General features: G+C 44.4%; 10 protein-coding genes. 7 read left to right on the top strand and 3 right to left on the bottom strand.

What is annotated here, in order from left to right; genetic code table 11:
• Nucleotides 1-23: 23 nt before the first annotated feature.
• Complete coding sequence (gene grxC, locus RID53_RS17385) at nucleotides 24-335, bottom strand: glutaredoxin 3 (RefSeq protein ID WP_446389286.1); 312 nt, start codon at nucleotides 333-335, stop codon at nucleotides 24-26.
• 396 nt (nucleotides 336-731) lie between these two features.
• Between grxC and RID53_RS17380 the strand changes: the two genes are divergently transcribed.
• The 7 genes from RID53_RS17380 (at nucleotide 732) to RID53_RS17350 (ending at nucleotide 14101) form a co-directional block, all read left to right on the top strand.
• Nucleotides 732-3185: a CHASE2 domain-containing protein gene (locus tag RID53_RS17380; protein ID WP_446389285.1), complete on the top strand. Its 2454-nt coding sequence runs from the start codon at nucleotides 732-734 to the stop codon at nucleotides 3183-3185.
• 273 nt (nucleotides 3186-3458) lie between these two features.
• Nucleotides 3459-6758: a two-partner secretion domain-containing protein gene (locus tag RID53_RS17375; RefSeq protein WP_446389284.1), complete on the top strand. Its 3300-nt coding sequence runs from the start codon at nucleotides 3459-3461 to the stop codon at nucleotides 6756-6758.
• A gap of 150 nt (nucleotides 6759-6908) precedes the next feature.
• The gene (locus RID53_RS17370) at nucleotides 6909-7754 is read left to right on the top strand and encodes a Uma2 family endonuclease (protein ID WP_446389283.1); all 846 of its coding nucleotides are present in this window, start codon (nucleotides 6909-6911) and stop codon (nucleotides 7752-7754) included.
• A 10-nt stretch (nucleotides 7755-7764) separates the two neighbouring features.
• Nucleotides 7765-10371: a CHAT domain-containing protein gene (locus RID53_RS17365; RefSeq protein WP_446389282.1), complete on the top strand. Its 2607-nt coding sequence runs from the start codon at nucleotides 7765-7767 to the stop codon at nucleotides 10369-10371.
• 96 nt (nucleotides 10372-10467) lie between these two features.
• Nucleotides 10468-10980: a DUF928 domain-containing protein gene (locus RID53_RS17360; RefSeq protein WP_446389281.1), complete on the top strand. Its 513-nt coding sequence runs from the start codon at nucleotides 10468-10470 to the stop codon at nucleotides 10978-10980.
• Nucleotides 10981-11356: 376 nt separating this feature from the next.
• On the top strand, nucleotides 11357-12541 hold the full coding sequence (locus RID53_RS17355) for an MFS transporter (RefSeq protein ID WP_446389280.1): 1185 nt from the start codon (nucleotides 11357-11359) through the stop codon (nucleotides 12539-12541).
• 354 nt (nucleotides 12542-12895) lie between these two features.
• Nucleotides 12896-14101 (top strand): histidine kinase dimerization/phospho-acceptor domain-containing protein, encoded by a 1206-nt coding sequence (locus RID53_RS17350; protein ID WP_446389279.1) that lies wholly within the window; start codon nucleotides 12896-12898, stop codon nucleotides 14099-14101.
• 211 nt (nucleotides 14102-14312) lie between these two features.
• On the opposite strand, the gene RID53_RS17345 is transcribed toward RID53_RS17350, so the two are convergent.
• On the bottom strand, nucleotides 14313-14927 hold the full coding sequence (locus RID53_RS17345; protein ID WP_446389278.1) for a GTP-binding protein: 615 nt from the start codon (nucleotides 14925-14927) through the stop codon (nucleotides 14313-14315).
• A gap of 266 nt (nucleotides 14928-15193) precedes the next feature.
• Nucleotides 15194-17212 (bottom strand): alkaline phosphatase, encoded by a 2019-nt coding sequence (locus tag RID53_RS17340; protein ID WP_446389277.1) that lies wholly within the window; start codon nucleotides 17210-17212, stop codon nucleotides 15194-15196.
• Nucleotides 17213-17311: the final 99 nt, after the last annotated feature.

Raw genomic sequence — 17311 nt, 5'->3', positions numbered from 1 at the left:
TCCTCACCCACTCTCTCTCAGGCTTAAGCTGGCTGATATAATAAAGGATCTAACTTGCCCTGACTATCTAAACTATAGAGATCATCACAGCCACCAATATGCTGGTTGTTGATGAAAATCTGGGGAACGGTTCGCCGTCCGTTTGCTCGTTCTGCCATTTTCATTCTGGCACTTCCATCGCCGTCGATTTTATACTCTGTGAAGTTAACGCCTTTCCACCACAGTAATATCTTGGCACGAATACAAAAGGGGCAAGTTTGCCAGGTGTAAATTTCTACGTTAGCGTTGATGCGTTCGGGATGACGTCCCAGGAGGGAGTTGATAGACTGGAGCATTTTATCGCTATTTTAAAGGGTTCTATTTTCTATTCTAAGATATTAAGGTGTGTTAAGCCAATCCTTGTCCTCTATCATTTTTATTTACCGCTAGTGCTAGCATGATTTAAAATTATAAAAGAATAATATTACATTAATTTATAGGACAAATCAAGATTATTTTTACGGGGTTACGCACTAGGGAATACAGCAGTTCGTTTCATCGATTAAATGACCGCCTAACCCCCCTACAGAGAATTAATGGTTTTGCGAGCAATGGTCTCTCAGTCTAGATTCAGTTATCTAGTTTACCGGAATTTTCACCAAAGAGCTTGATAGTAATGGTAGCATGTCACCTCCAATTGCTAGGTTGGAGCTAGCTGTTGGAGATGGAGGAATTCAGGAGGGAGATATCTGATGGGTTCAAAGCTGAAAACCTGGATTAAGCAGTGGCAAGGAGTATTATTAATCGCGCCGAGTGTGACGCTGATTATTCTTGCCCTGAATGCAGCGGGTTTATTTCAGCTATTGGAATGGGCAACGCTGGATCAATATTTTCGGCTGCGCCCTCAAGAATCTCCAGATTCTCGTATTCTCGTGGTTTCAATTGATGAAACTGATATTAATCAGGTGGGACAGTGGCCCATTCCGGATGGGGTTTTGGCTGAGTTAATTACTACGCTGAAAGCGGCTGAACCACGAGTGATTGGTTTAAATCTGTATCGGGATTTACCTGTAGAACCGGGACATCAACAATGGGTGGAGGTGATGCAGTCTACGCAGAATCTAATTGGGGTAGAAAAACGAGTGGGCGATCGCGTGGCGTCTCCACCCACTCTGGACGCTTTAAACCAAGTTGCTTTGGCGGATCTGATGGTGGATACGGATGGCAAGATTCGCCGAGGGTTATTGTCGATTCAACGGGAAAATGGAGATGTGCAATTAAGTTTAGCTGCCCGTTTAGCATTACTGTATTTAGAGGATGAGGGGATTAGTTTAGAGGTAATTAATGCGAATCAGCAGCGTTATCGCTTGGGGAAAGCTATCTTTACTCCGTTTCAGACTGATGATGGGGGGTACGTGGATGTAGATGCGGGAGGGTATCAGATTCTATTAAATTTTCGCGGTGTTTCAGACAGCTTTGATACCGTCTCATTAAGGGATGTTTTAGCCGATCGCGTTCCCCCAGAAAAAATCCGCGATCGCATCATCTTAATTGGATCTAAAGCCCAAAGTACCAACGATTTATTTTTTACGCCTTATGATAGCACCATATTTGTCCCTCCCCGTCGCGCCGCTGCTGTTGTTATTCACGCGAATTTAATCAGTCAAATTATTAGTAGTGCCATTGATGGACGCCCCTTGATTAAAGTCTTACCCAATCCAGTCGAAGGGGTACTGGTTTTGTGTTGGTCGTTTCTGGGTACAGTCGGAAGTTTAGTTTGGCTAAAGAATAAATGGTTGAATCCCAAAACCTTACTTCAATTACTTGCCCTAGGCATTTATATTGTATTAGCAAGTGGTTGTAGTTTAATTGGCACGTATCTCTTATTTCTGGCAGGGTGGTGGTTACCTGTAATTCCCTCATTACTCGCCTTAACCGGTTCAGCCGTTATCACGGCTGATTATCAGAGTCGGCGGTTACAGCAGGAAGCCCAACAGAAATATCGCCGTATTTTTGAAAATGCATTAGAAGGTATTTTTCAGACCACTCTTGATGGACGCTATCGCAGTGCAAATCCGGCGTTGGCAAAGATTTATGGGTATAAGTCTCCAGAGGAGTTAATTACCAGTATTACTAATATAAAAACTCAGCTTTATGTTGACCCAAAACGTCGAGATTATTTTATTCAACTGATGGAACAACAGGGAGAAGTTGTCGGCTTTGAATCGCAAGTTTATCGTCGGGATGGCAGCATTATTTGGATTTGTGAACATGCGCGATCGGTTTGTGATGATCAAGGAAATGTTCTTTACTATCAGGGATTTATTGAAGATATTAGCGAACGGAAGCAAGCGCAAGTCGAGCGTGAAGCATTTACTAGAGAACTTTTCAAGTTGAATCAATCGTTCTCCCAGTTTGTCCCGCGACAATTCTTGCAGTTACTCAAAAAGGACAGTATTTGTGATGTTAAGTTAGGCGATCAATCTCAGCAAAATATGTCAGTTCTATTTGCGGATATTCGTAACTTTACGAGTCTATCGGAAGCGATTAAACCGCAAGAAACCTTTAATTTTATCAATCGTTATCTTTCCTATATGGAACCTGCCATTATCCAGAATCAAGGCTTCATCGATAAATACATTGGTGATGCGATTATGGCGTTATTTAGTGGCAGTGCCGATGATGCGGTCAACGCAGCAATTGATATGCTGCAAAACTTAAAATGCTACAATCAAGAGCGACAAAAAGCCGGAGAATCTCCGATCGAAATCGGGATTGGTATTAATACTGGCTTGATGATGTTAGGAACAGTGGGCGGTAAAACCCATATTAATAGTACGGTGCTTAGTGATGCTGTGAATTTAGCCTCTCGCTTGGAACATTTGACTAAAGAATATGGGGTATCGCTGCTGATTTCGCATTACACCTTTGACCATTTGCGTGACCCTTCTAACTATTCGTTTCGTATCATTGGTCGGGTCAAGGTTAAAGGTAAATCCCAAACCGTGTCGGTGTTTGATGTGTTTGATGCTGATCCGCCTCCGGTTCGTCAGCGGAAGCTGAAAACAAAGACGATATTTGAACAAGCGTTATGCCTTTATTCGCAACGAGAGTTTAGTAAAGCGGCTAAATTATTTCAACGGTGTCTAGAGTTTGTGCCTGAGGATAAAACCGCTAAAATCTATCTGCAACGCTGTCAGAAGTAGAGATGTAATATACTACATTGACATAAGCTGTTCGGCATTTAAACCTTAATATCAATAAGGGCGAAATCCTTGTAGTGCGTTTAGCGAAGCCATGCCGCAGGCTTTGCATCTTGCTCGCTACCCATTCCCAATTTAAATGCATGACAGCTTACAGGTAACATGCCGTTTTTAATTTTATAAAAATTTTAATCTTCCTCCAAAAGAGTACGGGTATAGTTACAACGGGACTGTATAGAGAAAAAGAACCGAATCATTGGGTTTAACCTCTTGTCAATGAATTTTACCGGATTTTTTGTCTCAAATCCAGTTCAACTGATGAATCCAGTTAATCTTAACTTTCTACTCAAAAGCCTAAACAGTCGGCAAGCGTTACAATGGTTCTGCTATTTTGGACTTGTATCCAGTCAGATTTTTTATGCGGCAAAGATTAATGCCCAACTGATTCCTGATGATACGTTAGGTGCAGAAAATTCAATCGTTGTTCCCCAAGAGGCGCGGGATTTGATTCAAGGCGGGGCAAGACGGGGGAGTAATCTGTTCCACAGTTTCCAGGAGTTCAATGTTGATTCCGGACAGCAGGTTTACTTTACTAATCCTGGGGAGGTTGACCATATTCTAACTCGTGTTACGGGAACAAATCTATCCAATATTTTTGGCACTCTCGGTGTGGAAGGGGCGGCAAGTTTATACTTAATTAATCCTAATGGAATTATTTTTGGGAAAGACGCTAGGTTAGATGTAACAGGTTCATTTGTGGCGAGTACGGCGGATGGGATTCGCCTGGGTGAACAGGGATTATTTTTGGCAACAGAACCTGAAGAAAGTACCCTCCTATCGATTCAGCCAGGGGTATTCTTTTTTAATTATTTGACGGGTGAATCGGCAACGATTACCAATGCGGGAAATTTATCGGTGGGAGGGAATCTTACTCTAGCGGCTAATACTCTTAATTTACAAGGTCAGCTTATCGCTGGGGATAATCTTACTCTGCACGCTAATCATACTGTAAATATTCGAGACAGTCTGGTAAATCCGTTCATCGCTAAGGCTGGCGGAACTATGCAGGTACAAGGCGATCGCACAATTGATAGTTTTGCCCTGAATCATCCGGATAGTGGTTTTTTCGCCAATGGGGAGATGGTATTCCGTTCGGCTAATCCTGTGCAAGGAGATGCCTATTTCTGGAGTGGTGGTGAGTTTCGCATCGAACAGCTTGATGGGAATCTAGGAATTCTTAGGAGTCCTAATGATCCGGTTATTCGCAGCCGTGGGGATGTTTTAATGGGGGCTTATCAAGGCGCTTCACTGCATATTTTTGCGGGCGGAAGTGTGACGATTCCCGGTGGTGTTTTGATCAATAACGTCGATGCCGAAAATGGCATTGTTGAAAATGTTACTCTATCTGATGGTACATCAATATTAATTAATGGGAAAACTCAACCAACCCTGGATATCCGGGCTGGAACTACCGCGTTTGGAATTCCAGTTATCAAGGGGATTCCATCGCAGGGAATTATTGTTCCACCTTTCCCCAATCCTCTAGAAAGTTCCACCAGTGCTAATATTACCATTGGCGATATTGTGAACTCAGAAGGAACTGTATTTTTAACAAATCAGTATCAGCCGAATCTATCGTTATCTGGGGGGATAACGGTTGGGTCAATCAATACTCAAGGAATGATGGGAGGGGGTACGATTATTATCGACTCTAAAGGATTGATCGATACCACGGCTGGTACAATTGATACCAGTTCTTTGGGGAAAGCGGGTGATATATTACTCCAAGCCGTTGGTGATATTGGAGTGAGTGATATCCATGCTAATGGACTAATTGGGGGTCATATTTCCCTAACGAGTGGTGCAACCCTAACTATCGATAATTCAATCATTACTAGCGTGACCAGTTTAGGCAAAGGTGGTGATATTGAACTCTCAGCCCCGTCTCTGGTGTTGAGTGGTGGGTCGAAAATTTTCAGCGTTACGGTTGGTTCTGGACAAGGAGGTAATATTCAGGTTAGCGCTGATTCAATTCGTGCTGACGATAACTCGGATATTAATACGATTGCAGCTAGTATAAATGATATCAATAATATCACTAATATTATCGAAATTATTGGCTCACCGACTGGTGATATTGGAGAACTCGAGCAATTTTTTCAACCCAACACTCCATCTGGGAATGTTTCCGGATCAGGAGGTAATATTCAGGTTAGTGCAGAATCGATTATCTTGAAAGATGAATCGAATATTGCGACAGCTACCTTTGCGAATGGTGGACAGGCGGGCAATGTGAGAATTAATGCCGCGTCAGTCAACCTGCTGGATGACGGTAGCTTAGGTTCTCTTACGTATGGGTTGGGTGATGCTGGAAATTTAACCCTAAATACTCGCCAATTACTGATTCAAAATACCAAAATTCAGTCAGGAATAGGAACAGGTATTTCTACCGCAGCCCAACGTTATAGCAGTGGTGATGCTGGGGATTTAATCATCAACGCTGAATCGATAAAAATTATTGGCAATCAACCCGGTGCGGCTGTTGCTCCAACTGACCTAAATAGCCTTTTAGAGTTGACTAACTTGGTGACAGGTTTTACCTCTGGAACTCAAGGAAGTGGAGATGCCGGAACTATTACCATTAATAGCGATCGCCTGGTGGTGCGAGATGGTGCTGGAATTGTTACCTCGGCTGATTTAACCAGTACCGGAACTGCCGGAAACTTGCGTGTAAATGCGACTGAGATAGAATTGCGCGGGAAGGGAGGGATAGGCACGTTTAGTTTAGCCTCTGGTGATACCAGGGCTGGTGATTTGTACATTAATGCCGAGCAAGTGAAACTTCGGGATGGCGCTGTAATTGGTACAGGGACGCTATCCGGAAATGGTGGTAATATTCTCCTCGAAGGAGCCGATCTATTATTAATGCAAAATAACAGTTTAATCAGTACCACAGCCGGACAAGCTGGGACGGGTGGAGATGGTGGCGATATCAATATTGATGCTAAGTTTATCGTCGCGGTTCTGGAGGAAAATAGTGATATTGTGGCGAATGCATTTGAAGGAAATGGCGGAAATATTGACATAACCACGCAAGGCATTTTTGGCTTACAGGTGAGTGATGAACTTACCCCAAATAGTGATATTACGGCGAGTTCTCAGTTAGGCATTGATGGTACGATTACGATTAATACTCCCAATGTTGATCCGTCTCGCGGCTTAACTGAATTACCGTTTAATTTTACTGATCCGTCGAATCAAATTATCGCGGGTTGTCCGGCTGATACTGGGAATCGGTTTACCGCTATCGGACGCGGTGGTATTCCCGATAATCCCCGTGACTATTTGCAAGGAAATTCGGTTTGGCAAGATCGGCGAAATGTTGCAGGATTTTTGGATAATAAACCTGCTGTAAACTTGCCATCTGAGACACCTGAAAAGCAGATAATTGAAGCCCAAGGTTGGATGGTTGATGAAGATGGGACGGTTATTCTGACGGCTGAACCTAATGGAGGAAAAAGGATAGATTTTGGGGAAGGATCGTCTTCTTGTGGGGGGAGAAATGACTTAGACTAAATTTAATGGGTGAGATTGCAATTATATTTTTTAACGCAGAGGTACGCAGAGGTTTTCGCAGAGGTACGCAGAGGTGATTGAAGGATGGGGAGATAATTTTATAGAATTGGGGAAATAACTGGAAATGATCGGACAAAGGACGAATGACAAATGACAATAGGAACTCGTACTGATTTACCCCCAGCATTCCCTGATCATACTCAACTTCCCGAATCAGATGGTACGTTTGTGAAAAATTTCCAGGCGCATCCCCAAAGCATTATTTTAACGGATTCTATTGGCTCCGTTTTACGACAACTTCATCCTGATGGTCAATATGCTATTGGACAAGATTGTGGTATCTACTGGCGTGAAACTGACCCCCCAGAAAAAGGGGCTGAAGCACCGGATTGGTTCTATGTTGCTAATGTTCCGCCGCTTCTGAATGGAGAAATTCGCCGTTCTTATGTTTTATGGCGAGAATTCATGGCACCAACGATTGCGATTGAGTTTGCTAGTGGAAATGGAGAAGAGGAACGGGATGCTACACCCTTATCGGTTTCGGCTGATGGGAAAACGACGAAACCGGGTAAATTTTGGGTCTATGGACATATTATTCGCATTCCTTACTATGCCATTTACGAAATTAAAAATGGCAAATTAGAAGTGTATCATCTGCAAGATTTTTCCTATCAACGGATAGAACCCAATGAACGGGGTCATTATTCTATTCCACCGTTAGAAGTCGAACTGGGACTTTGGCAGGGAACGTATCAAAATCAAACCCAACTCTGGCTGCGCTGGTGGGATAGTGAGGGCAATCTTTTACTTATTGGTGAAGAACGGGCTGAATTGGAACAGCAACGAGCGGAAAACGAACGACAACGAGCGGAAACTGAACGACAACGAGCGGAAACCGAACGGCAACGAGCGGAACAAGCCGAACAAAAAGCGGCAAAATTAGCTGCACGATTACGGGAAATGGGGATTGACCCGGATGCTGACGACTTAGAGTAAATGAGGGCTTATGAAACGGTTAAGAAGAAGCAGTAAAAAGCAACTATTTTTCTGGGGATTAATCCTAGTCACTTGCTTCGTAGTGGTGACGGTTCGTCCTGTCGCGGCACAGTATTCTTCTAACCGTTTTTTGACCTCTCCCCCTACCCCTCTCCTGCAAGGAGAGGGGAGACAGATAGAGAATTCTAACCTTGTCAGTCAAGGTAAAACTGACGATGAATCTGGACATTTAGCAGATACAATAAAGACTTGGCAAGAGGCGGTAAAGAATTATGAAAAAACTGGCGATCGCATGAATCAGGCGTTAGCGTTACATTACTTATCCTTAGCCTATCAAGACGGGGGACAATGGCAACAAGCAGAAGCCGCAATTAATCAAAGCCTGGATTTACTCCAACCCCAAGCCAATCCCGCGATTCTAGCCCCCATTTTAAATACCAAAGGGAGTGTACAACTGGCAATGGGACAACCGCAGGCGGCGCTAGACACCTGGAAACAGGCGGAAACGGTTTACGCCCAAGCCGATGATCAAATGGGGGTATTGGGGAGCAAAATTAATCAGGCTCAAGCATGGCAAAGTTTAGGAATGGTTCAGCGATCGCGGCAACTTCTCGAATCGGTACAGCCACAGCTAACCACCCAACCGGATTCTATCATGAAAGCAACTGGATTACGCAGTCTGGGTAGGGTCTGGGAAGCTATCGGTGATTTGTCAGCCGCCCAGACTATTTTACAGGACAGTTTAGCTGTAGCACAACGCCTTAATTCTGCCCCAGATATTAGTGCAGCTTTATTGAGTTTAGGTAATATTAGCCGCAACTTGGCAGAAATGCCAGCCGCATTAGCCTACTATCAACAAGCCGCCGAAATCGCCGCGACTCCTCTATCTCAAGTCCAAGCAAAACTCAACCAACTTAAGCTACTGATTCATTTAGAACAGTTTACCGACGCCCAAGAATTAGTTCCTCAAATTCAACGCAATTTGTCCCAGTTGTCTCCGAGTCGAGAGACGATTTATGCCCAGGTTAACTACGCCGAACGTTTAATCGAACTCGTCGAAACCTCCGGCTTAGGTTCTCCCAACATTGCCAATTATCAAACCATTGCCCAACAGTTAGCCGATACTCGGAAAGCGGCAAAAAGCTTAAACGATAAACGGGCAGAATCGCTGAGTTTAGGCATCCTCGGAAAAGTATACGACAAAACCCAACAATGGTCTCAAGCTCAAGATTTAACCGAACAAGCCCTATTTTTGTCTCAGAGTATCAACGCGGCTGACTTATCCTATCAATGGTACTGGCAACTGGCACAAATCCTGACAAAGGTGGGCGATAAACAAAGCGCGATCGCGGCAAATAAACAGGCATTTGATACAGTACAATCCCTTCGGGGGGATCTGGTGGCAATGAATGCAGATGTGAGATTTTCCTTTCAAGAGGAAATTGAACCCATTTATCGTCACCTCGTCAGTCTTTTATTAGACTCTCCTTCACCCGAACATCTGCAACAAGCCCGGACTGTAATTGAATCTCTACAATTAGCCGAACTCGAAAACTTTTTCCGCACCGCCTGTTTAGAGACGCAAGCCGAACAAATTGATACCGTCATCGAAAAAGGTGATACGAAAGCAGCGGTGATTTACCCGATTATTTTACCCAACCGTTTAGCGGTAATTCTTTCCTTACCCGGACAACCTCTACAGACTTACCACACCAATGTATCTTCCCCAGACATTGAAGCCACAATCAGCCGTTTACGCCAAACCATGAATCCGGCGTTATCGAATAAAGAACGGCTTCAACTGTCCCAAACCGTTTATGATTGGTTAATTCGCCCGATTGACAATCAATTAACCAGTAATCAGATTAAAACCTTAGTCTTTGTTCTGGATGGTGTTTTGCGTAATATTCCTATGACAGCCCTCCACGATGGCAACCAGTATTTGATTGAAAACTACAGTGTGGCGTTAACACCGGGACTGCAATTACTCGAACCGCGATCGCTCAAACAAGTTCCCCTATTTTCGTTAACAGCAGGATTAACGGAAGCCCGTCAAGGGTTTCTTCCCTTACCGGCTGTTAAGCAAGAAGTTAAAGAAATTAGTGATGATTTACCGTCAGAAATTCTATTGAATGAAACCTTTACTCATGCCAAAATAGAAAAGGAACTCAAAAACCACTCCGTTAACATTCTCCATCTTGCCACCCATGGTCAGTTTAGTTCGCAACCCAAAGACACCTTTATTCTTACCTGGGATAAACGCCTCAATGCCAATACTTTATCTCAATTGCTTAAAACGAGAGAACAAAGCAATTCTGAACCGATTGAACTATTAGTTCTCAGTGCTTGTCAAACGGCGACTGGAGACAAACGAGCCGCTTTAGGATTAGCTGGATTAGCGGTGCGTTCAGGCGCTCGCAGTACAATTGCTACGCTTTGGTCAGTGAATGACCAATCCACTGCCGATACCATGATTAAATTTTATCGCCATTTGCGCCAAGGTGATGGCAACCGAGCTGAAGCCCTGCGGCAAGCTCAGTTATCATTATTAAAGCAAGAAGCCTATCAGCATCCCTATTACTGGGCACCTTTTGTTTTAGTGGGAAATTGGCTGTAATTCTTAATCAGAAAAAGCAGGTTTCAACAACGTCTTATTTTGGGGTCAGAGGTTGCTCAATTCCAACCAAACATAAATCCGAGGAGGATTGAAATCATGAACGTAGTTAAATCTTTATCCCTATTCGGCATAGCGTTATCCTTGGAGGTGTTAGTCGGTTTGGATTTAATGGCACAATCTGACTCAATTAATACCCAGTTGTGGGTAACATTTGAGCCGCCCAAAGAAGGAACTCCATACGATACAACAGGTGGCGCATCTCGGGGAACCTGTCCGGGGGATGAACTGATGAACAATGAAAGCTTATCCTCGTTAATGCCCACCCATAGCGAAACGGATGTCGAACGTCCCAGTTTTGCTGTATATCTTCCCAAAACCGGAGCTAAACAAGTATTTTTCAGCTTAAAAGATGCTGATGAAGACTATTTTTATCAGGCACAACTCCCACTACCAACAACTCCGGGTACGTATCGTTTAGAGTTGCCAACTGATGCTCCAGCAATAGATTCTAATAGAGAATATCAGTGGTCTATAGGGTTAATATGTGGGCAAGCCGTCGATCCTAATGATCCTAGAGTCGGTGGAATGATTCTGTATAGGAATCCCTAGTGCAGCTCGGCAGAAATAAGCGAAGCAGAAAGAAAGAGCAATGGGGTAAGTAGTGAATCGTTGTTATCAAAAGAAGTGCGATCGCTGTTTAACCTGAAGTTCCCGTAGGGGCGCACCGACGTGCGCCCTCGCCAAGCGTTGCGCCCTCGCCCTGTCAAAGGTAAAAAAGGATGATATCATGTTCAGATAATTACAGATAATTTCCATACCGTAGCCTGAAAATGTTTCCTCCTTGGTAAGCGTCTAGAACCCAATCCAACCCACGATTGCCTTACGAGATAAGGCAGAGGATTTGTTCGTGGATTCCCCCTCCCATCACCAACGCTGTGAAGATGTGGCGCTGGTGAACAAATTTTAAGGATGGGAGAATTTCACGATGTCATTGGATGGTAAAAATAAACCGACTCGAACAGTAATTGGATTAACGATTATTTTCCTGACAATTGAAGGATTAGACGAACTTGTGGATGGCGTGTGGGGTGCAGCCTATCCGTTGATTCGTAATGAGTTGCATCTTTCATACCTGCAAGTGGGACTGTTGCTAACCATACCCACTATCGTCAGTAGCCTGATCGAGCCAATCTTGGGTATTTTAGCCGATTTAGGTCAGCGACGGCAATTAATTTTAGGGGGAGGGATGGCGTTTGCGATCGCGCTCGTCCTGATTTCCCTAAGTGATCACTTTTTCGGATTATTAGCCGCGCTGGTCTTATTTTATCCCGCATCGGGCGGCTTTGTCAGTCTTTCTCAAGCAACGTTAATGGACATGGAACCCACACACCACGAGTATAATATGGCACGTTGGGCATTGGCGGGTTCGGTGGGAAACGTGATTGGACCCTTGATTTTAGCGAGTGCGATCGCATTTGATCAAACTTGGCGACGTGTGTTTCTCGGATTGGCGGTACTCACGGTATTACTGGTAAAAATACTGTGGAACTATCCGATTATACCTGCAACAGCATCCGCTACCGTTGAGCAACCCCTGCACAGCTTCAACCAGGGTATCCATCATGCCATCAATGCCTTAAAACGATCTCAAGTACGGCGTTGGTTAACCTTATTACAACTTGCGGATTTAATGCTAGATGTTTTGCATGGTTTTTTAGCCCTGTATTTTGTTGATGTTGTCGGCGCAACCAGTACGCAAACCAGCTTGGCTGTCACCGTCTGGTTAGGGGTTGGCTTATTGGGCGATTTTTCGCTGATTCCTTTACTCGAACGGATGCGGGGATTAAAGTATTTGAGATTTAGCGCCATCCTGGTTTTGTTTCTTTATCCAGCTTTTTTGGTTATATCCAATATCACGATCAAGCTGGTTATTCTTGGTTTATTGGGTTTCCTGAATTCAGGTTGGTACTCAATTCTTCAGGGGCGACTGTACACAGCGATGCTGGGGCAGAGTGGTACAGTGATGACGCTAAACAACCTGGCGGGTTTAGTGGGTAGTTTAATACCGCTTACCCTGGGTTGGGTTGCTCAACAGTATGGTTTGCCACAGACGATGTGGATATTACTCGCAGCGCCTATAGCCTTGCTGATTGGGCTTTTTGTCGAATAGGTTGTAGGTTGAGTTGACGCCTGTTCCCCGCCCGTGAGTTCCCCAATCTTAACCGTCAACTTTAATTTTGTCCGACTACTTATTACTGAACAGACATTCTTGCGCTAGCTAAAATTTTTATAACAACTAGGCGTTAAACTAAAATTAATTCAATTTTAACTTTAAAAAGCCAGGGTAAAAAATATAGCTATTCCCGTAAAAATTGTATTAAGTCAATTCCATCAATAAAATGCATTTGGTATAATTAATTTAATTCAAAACCATAAAAATTATCGTAACTAAACCCCTCACAACGTCAATCAAGTGCATCAATCTCCTGATTTGAGTCAACCCTAAAAAAACTGAATTAGAATTGTGCTTGTTCAACAATTAGATAAGCTGACGCTGGATTCAACCTTGGCTCACCTCCCTAGCCATGACTTTCAAGTGGAATTAACCACATTAGGTCAGGTTGTCGCCCAAGAATTCCAGCAGCATCCAGAACTACCTGGCGTTATAATTACAGATGCGAATCAAATTATCGGCGTGATTTCCAGAACGCAATTCTTTGAGTGGCTCAGTCGCCCCTATGGGTTAGAAACGTTCCTCAAACGCCCGATTCACTCATTGTGGAAGATGATTGCCAAAACTGAAGGGATTTTCACTGCCGAAAAATTAGCCGAAAAGTACCTGCTACTGAGTAACATTTGTTCCATAGAAAAAGCCGTAAACTTAGCGCTCAATCGTCCCGCATCGTTAGCTTATGAGCCGATTATGATTAAATGGGAAGATGGGCAGCGACGGTTGCTGAATATGCAGGCATTGCTTTTAGCTCAATCCCGCTTATTCGCCCTAGCCAAAGAAGCGGCTGATGCAGGGAACAGGGCGAAAAGTGAATTTTTAGCTAACATGAGTCATGAACTGCTCACGCCTCTGAGTACTATCCTAGGCTTCACCCAACTAATGAGCCGCGAATCATCCCTTTCTCCTGAACACCAGCACTATTTAGGGGTAATAAAGCACTCAGGGGAACATCTCTCGGAATTACTTGATCAGATTCTGTTGGGGAAAAACACAACATCGGCGTTTGATAATCAGATTGCCATTGCCAAAGCCGATAAAATTAAGACTTCTCAAAACAATCGCCAGGTGATTAGACTAGCACCCGATCAACCCCAGTATCGGATTTTGCTAGTTGAACATCGTCCACAGATGCGGATTTTTTTGGTCAAGATGCTGACATCGATCGGCTTTTGTGTTCGCGAAGCTGAAAATGGTCAGGAAGCAGTGGACATTCGCTCCAGCTATTTGCCTCACCTAATTTTCATGAATATGCGAATGCCGATAATGGATGGCTATCAAGCTACTCGCCGAATTCGCTCTGTGGAGAAGTTCCGCCGCAGTTTTTCTCAAGAACAAGCAACGGTGATTATTGGTTTGTTTGTTAGTGCTTCTTCTGAAGACAGTTCCCAGGTTTTATCAGTTGGCTGCAATGATTTTATCGGTCAGCCTTTCCATGAGGAAGTGCTTTTGGAAAAAATCGCCCAACATTTAGGAGTGCGCTATCTGTACAAGGAGTAAGTTCCTGCCTATATACGATTAATCTTAAAGTTTATATGAAAATTTGCCTGCTGCCAAAATGAGAGCTTAAATAAATGAAGATAGTTCTAAAGACGTACAGAAAGAGAACTACACAGCAAAGTGCAAGGCTGTCTTGGTTTCCCGTTGTCGAGTATCTGTCAGAAAGAGGGGTCACAGACTGAAACGCTTATCGACTGGGTTGGACTAAAACTTACCGAAGAATGAAATGAGGTGTTTGGTCACTAACCGAAGAGGGACGCACTACTGAGTGATACGATTGATCCAGGCAAAAGTCATCCTCTTGCAGGATAAGAGACTTTAGCATTAGTAGGGATTCAATCACGGAAATTATGTTAGTCGGATTCACAGTCACCACGATGGGGGATTTTTCTTCATCGAGATAGCCCAACTCTCTAATAATTTCGTCTACTTCCCTGGCGTTTGGACAATCCGTATGAGTTAAACCAACAATCATTGGAATTTGCACGCGCTGATTCATATAGGAGAGAATATCATAAGCTAATGGGAAATTATCTGGACGATGGGCTGCTACTAACAGAATATAGGCATCAGCTCTTTTGATTAACACATCCCACATAAAATCAAAGCGAGATTGACCCGGAGTGCCGTAGATGTGCAGTTCTATTTCCGGACTGAGTACCAGACGGTTAAAGTCAAAGGCAACGGTTGTTTGTGGTTTCAATAAGGACGTGGAATCCGTAGCTAAGCGCTCGGTTTCTATGAAGTCAGTATCACTAGCGGTTCGCACAAAGCTAGACTTACCCACACCAACAGATCCAGCGACAAGTATGCGTAAAACTTTCATCAATTTACTCCATAATAATCCAGGCAATTTCTATTGTATTTTTTCTTTTTTAAAATGTATTTTTTGTTACAGTTTTTTAAAAAAATAACTCAATTATTTTTTCTGAAAAAGTAAAGAAGTTATAAATTACCTAATCCTAATGAGTAAGTAGTCGGACTTTCATTTAAAGTTAACGGTTGAGAGTAGGGAACAGGGAACTATCTATTTATCCCAGATCCCCGACTTCTTGGAGAAGTCGGGGATCTTGCTTGGACTTGGTAGTAGTATTAGACCGCTACGAAATAATCCTGAGTCAGATTACTCGCATCCACCTGATTCAGAATTGCCAACGTTTCGTTGTCTAACCCAATCAGCGTATTTTCGCCATCCTGAGCGATAGTTAATTGTCCAAATGTCAGGTCTCCGACCAAACCGATGAAATCTTCACCAACATTGAAATCAACAATCGTGTCGGTTCCTTCGCCCGCAGCCAGGACAAAGGTATCACGCCCCTGACCCCCAGAGAAGTCATCACCAGTCAAGGTATCATGACCCAAACCGCCGCGCAGGATATCATCCCCATCATCACCCCAGATTTGGTCGTCGCCGTCTTCACCCAAGAGGATATCATCACCCCCTTTACCGCCAATCCGGTCATTCCCGTTACCACCGTAAATCACGTCATCCCCGCCGACTTGACCGCCAGAAGAACGACTGTTGCGATCGCCCCGCAGTACATCGTCACCGTCTTTACCGACAATGATGTCATGACCCATCTCGCCAGCAACGGTATCATCACCGTCACTCGCCACGATCAAGTCATCCAGGTCAACCTCACCAACCAGCGTGTCACCATCAGAACTGGCTTGGATAATACTACCTTCGGGATAACCGGGTTCAACCCCGCCGATGTCTGGATCGTAACCCAGTGTCGGGTCAAAGTTAGTGGCGTCATACGCCGGTAAGTCATGCACCGAGGCATACTTGTTATAGGTCGTCACATCCCAGGTAGACGAGAAGCCCGTCCAGCCATCACTCAGTTCACCCCAGTCATGCCAAGCAAGTCCATTATCTTCTCCATACAAATAACGGCTACTGGCGATTTCATGCTCAATGTTCATCCCGTCACCGATGAACAGGATCAGATGTTCCACCCCGTCTTGAGTGGCTTGATCCATCACCTGATAGATCTGGGTATTATCCACGATATCTGTCCCCGGATACCAGGAACCCGCATACTCCGAGAACGACGCCGCACCTGCACCACGAGCGGACAAAGTTACCAGTTCATTGGTATGATTCGTGGTGTGGTAGGAGACTTCCCCATTCGGATACAGCCAGGGACTGCCATAACTACCCTCCCCACTGGCTTCCACCTGCTGCGGTAAGTCACCTTTACCTAGTACCTCTTTGTTGCGGAGATAGCTGTTGGAATGGTCAGAGGTGACGATCATTAACGTATTAGACCAGTCCAAATCATCGCCCGGTTGAGCGATAAACGCTTCTGCGGCTTGCACGGCTTGGTCTAAATCCCAAACCCCGCCGATCATCGTTTCAAAGTTATTACCGTGGTTTGACCAGTCGATATCCCCCTGCTCGAACATGACGAAGAAACCATCGGGATCTTGATTGAGTACCGATAACGTCGCATTCGTTGCTTCCGTCAACGTGGGATTCTCCACACTACCGGGAGTGACGGATGGATTCCCTGGGGTATCAGACACCTGATGGAAATCGAAATTGCCACCCTCACCACCAAACAAGCCGAAGAGTTTCTCCCCAGCATTAACATCAATAGTCTCGGCGGCTGTCAGTAAAGCATCGCCGCCATCAACACCGGCTGTCCATTCCACAAAGGTATAGCCAGCGTCACCGGAGTTCAGCGCATTGTAATCCGACTCTGAGAGATAGCGAAAACGACCATAGGTATTGGGATGACCCCCACCAATCACCAGATCAGGCTGAGTGGTGTTGATGATTTCATTGGCGATGTCCAAGTAGTTGTTACGATTAACGTTATGGCTGACAAACGCCGCAGGTGTGGCGTGGCTGAAGGGTACGGTGCTAACGACACCGATTGAGAAGCCTTGGTCACGGCGTAATGTTTCCGCAATTGTCGTTAATGCACCATCGGCTGGATCACCCGTTAACCAAGCAATGTTACCAGCATCGGTTTTCTGCCCTGTGGCGATCGCGGTGGCGGCGGATGCTGAATCGGTTGCTGGTTCTTTGCCGTCGATCTGTTTCAGGAAATAAGCGTCACGAATTAGAGTTTCTGACATGGGTAAGGTAAAGTAACCTACCATAAAGCTACTCCTAGAATGCTTATTGAACGTGTCTGGAAAGATCGACCTCTCTAAGTAAATACTCCTAGTGCAAGTTTAACTCGTTATTATTATTCGGTT

Source organism: Coleofasciculus sp. B1-GNL1-01, from assembly GCF_040220235.1.
Classification (GTDB): Bacteria; Cyanobacteriota; Cyanobacteriia; order Cyanobacteriales; family Coleofasciculaceae; genus Coleofasciculus.
Note: the sequence above shows the minus strand (reverse complement) of the source record. Positions and strands in the feature narration are given on the sequence as shown.

Coding starts and splice junctions, on each gene's coding strand:
- grxC (WP_446389286.1), bottom strand. CDS start 335: ATGCTCCAGTCTATCAACTCCCTCCTGGGACGTCATCCCGAACGCATC.
- RID53_RS17380 (WP_446389285.1), top strand. CDS start 732: ATGGGTTCAAAGCTGAAAACCTGGATTAAGCAGTGGCAAGGAGTATTA.
- RID53_RS17375 (WP_446389284.1), top strand. CDS start 3,459: ATGAATTTTACCGGATTTTTTGTCTCAAATCCAGTTCAACTGATGAAT.
- RID53_RS17370 (WP_446389283.1), top strand. CDS start 6,909: ATGACAATAGGAACTCGTACTGATTTACCCCCAGCATTCCCTGATCAT.
- RID53_RS17365 (WP_446389282.1), top strand. CDS start 7,765: ATGAAACGGTTAAGAAGAAGCAGTAAAAAGCAACTATTTTTCTGGGGA.
- RID53_RS17360 (WP_446389281.1), top strand. CDS start 10,468: ATGAACGTAGTTAAATCTTTATCCCTATTCGGCATAGCGTTATCCTTG.
- RID53_RS17355 (WP_446389280.1), top strand. CDS start 11,357: ATGTCATTGGATGGTAAAAATAAACCGACTCGAACAGTAATTGGATTA.
- RID53_RS17345 (WP_446389278.1), bottom strand. CDS start 14,927: ATGAAAGTTTTACGCATACTTGTCGCTGGATCTGTTGGTGTGGGTAAG.
- RID53_RS17340 (WP_446389277.1), bottom strand. CDS start 17,212: ATGGTAGGTTACTTTACCTTACCCATGTCAGAAACTCTAATTCGTGAC.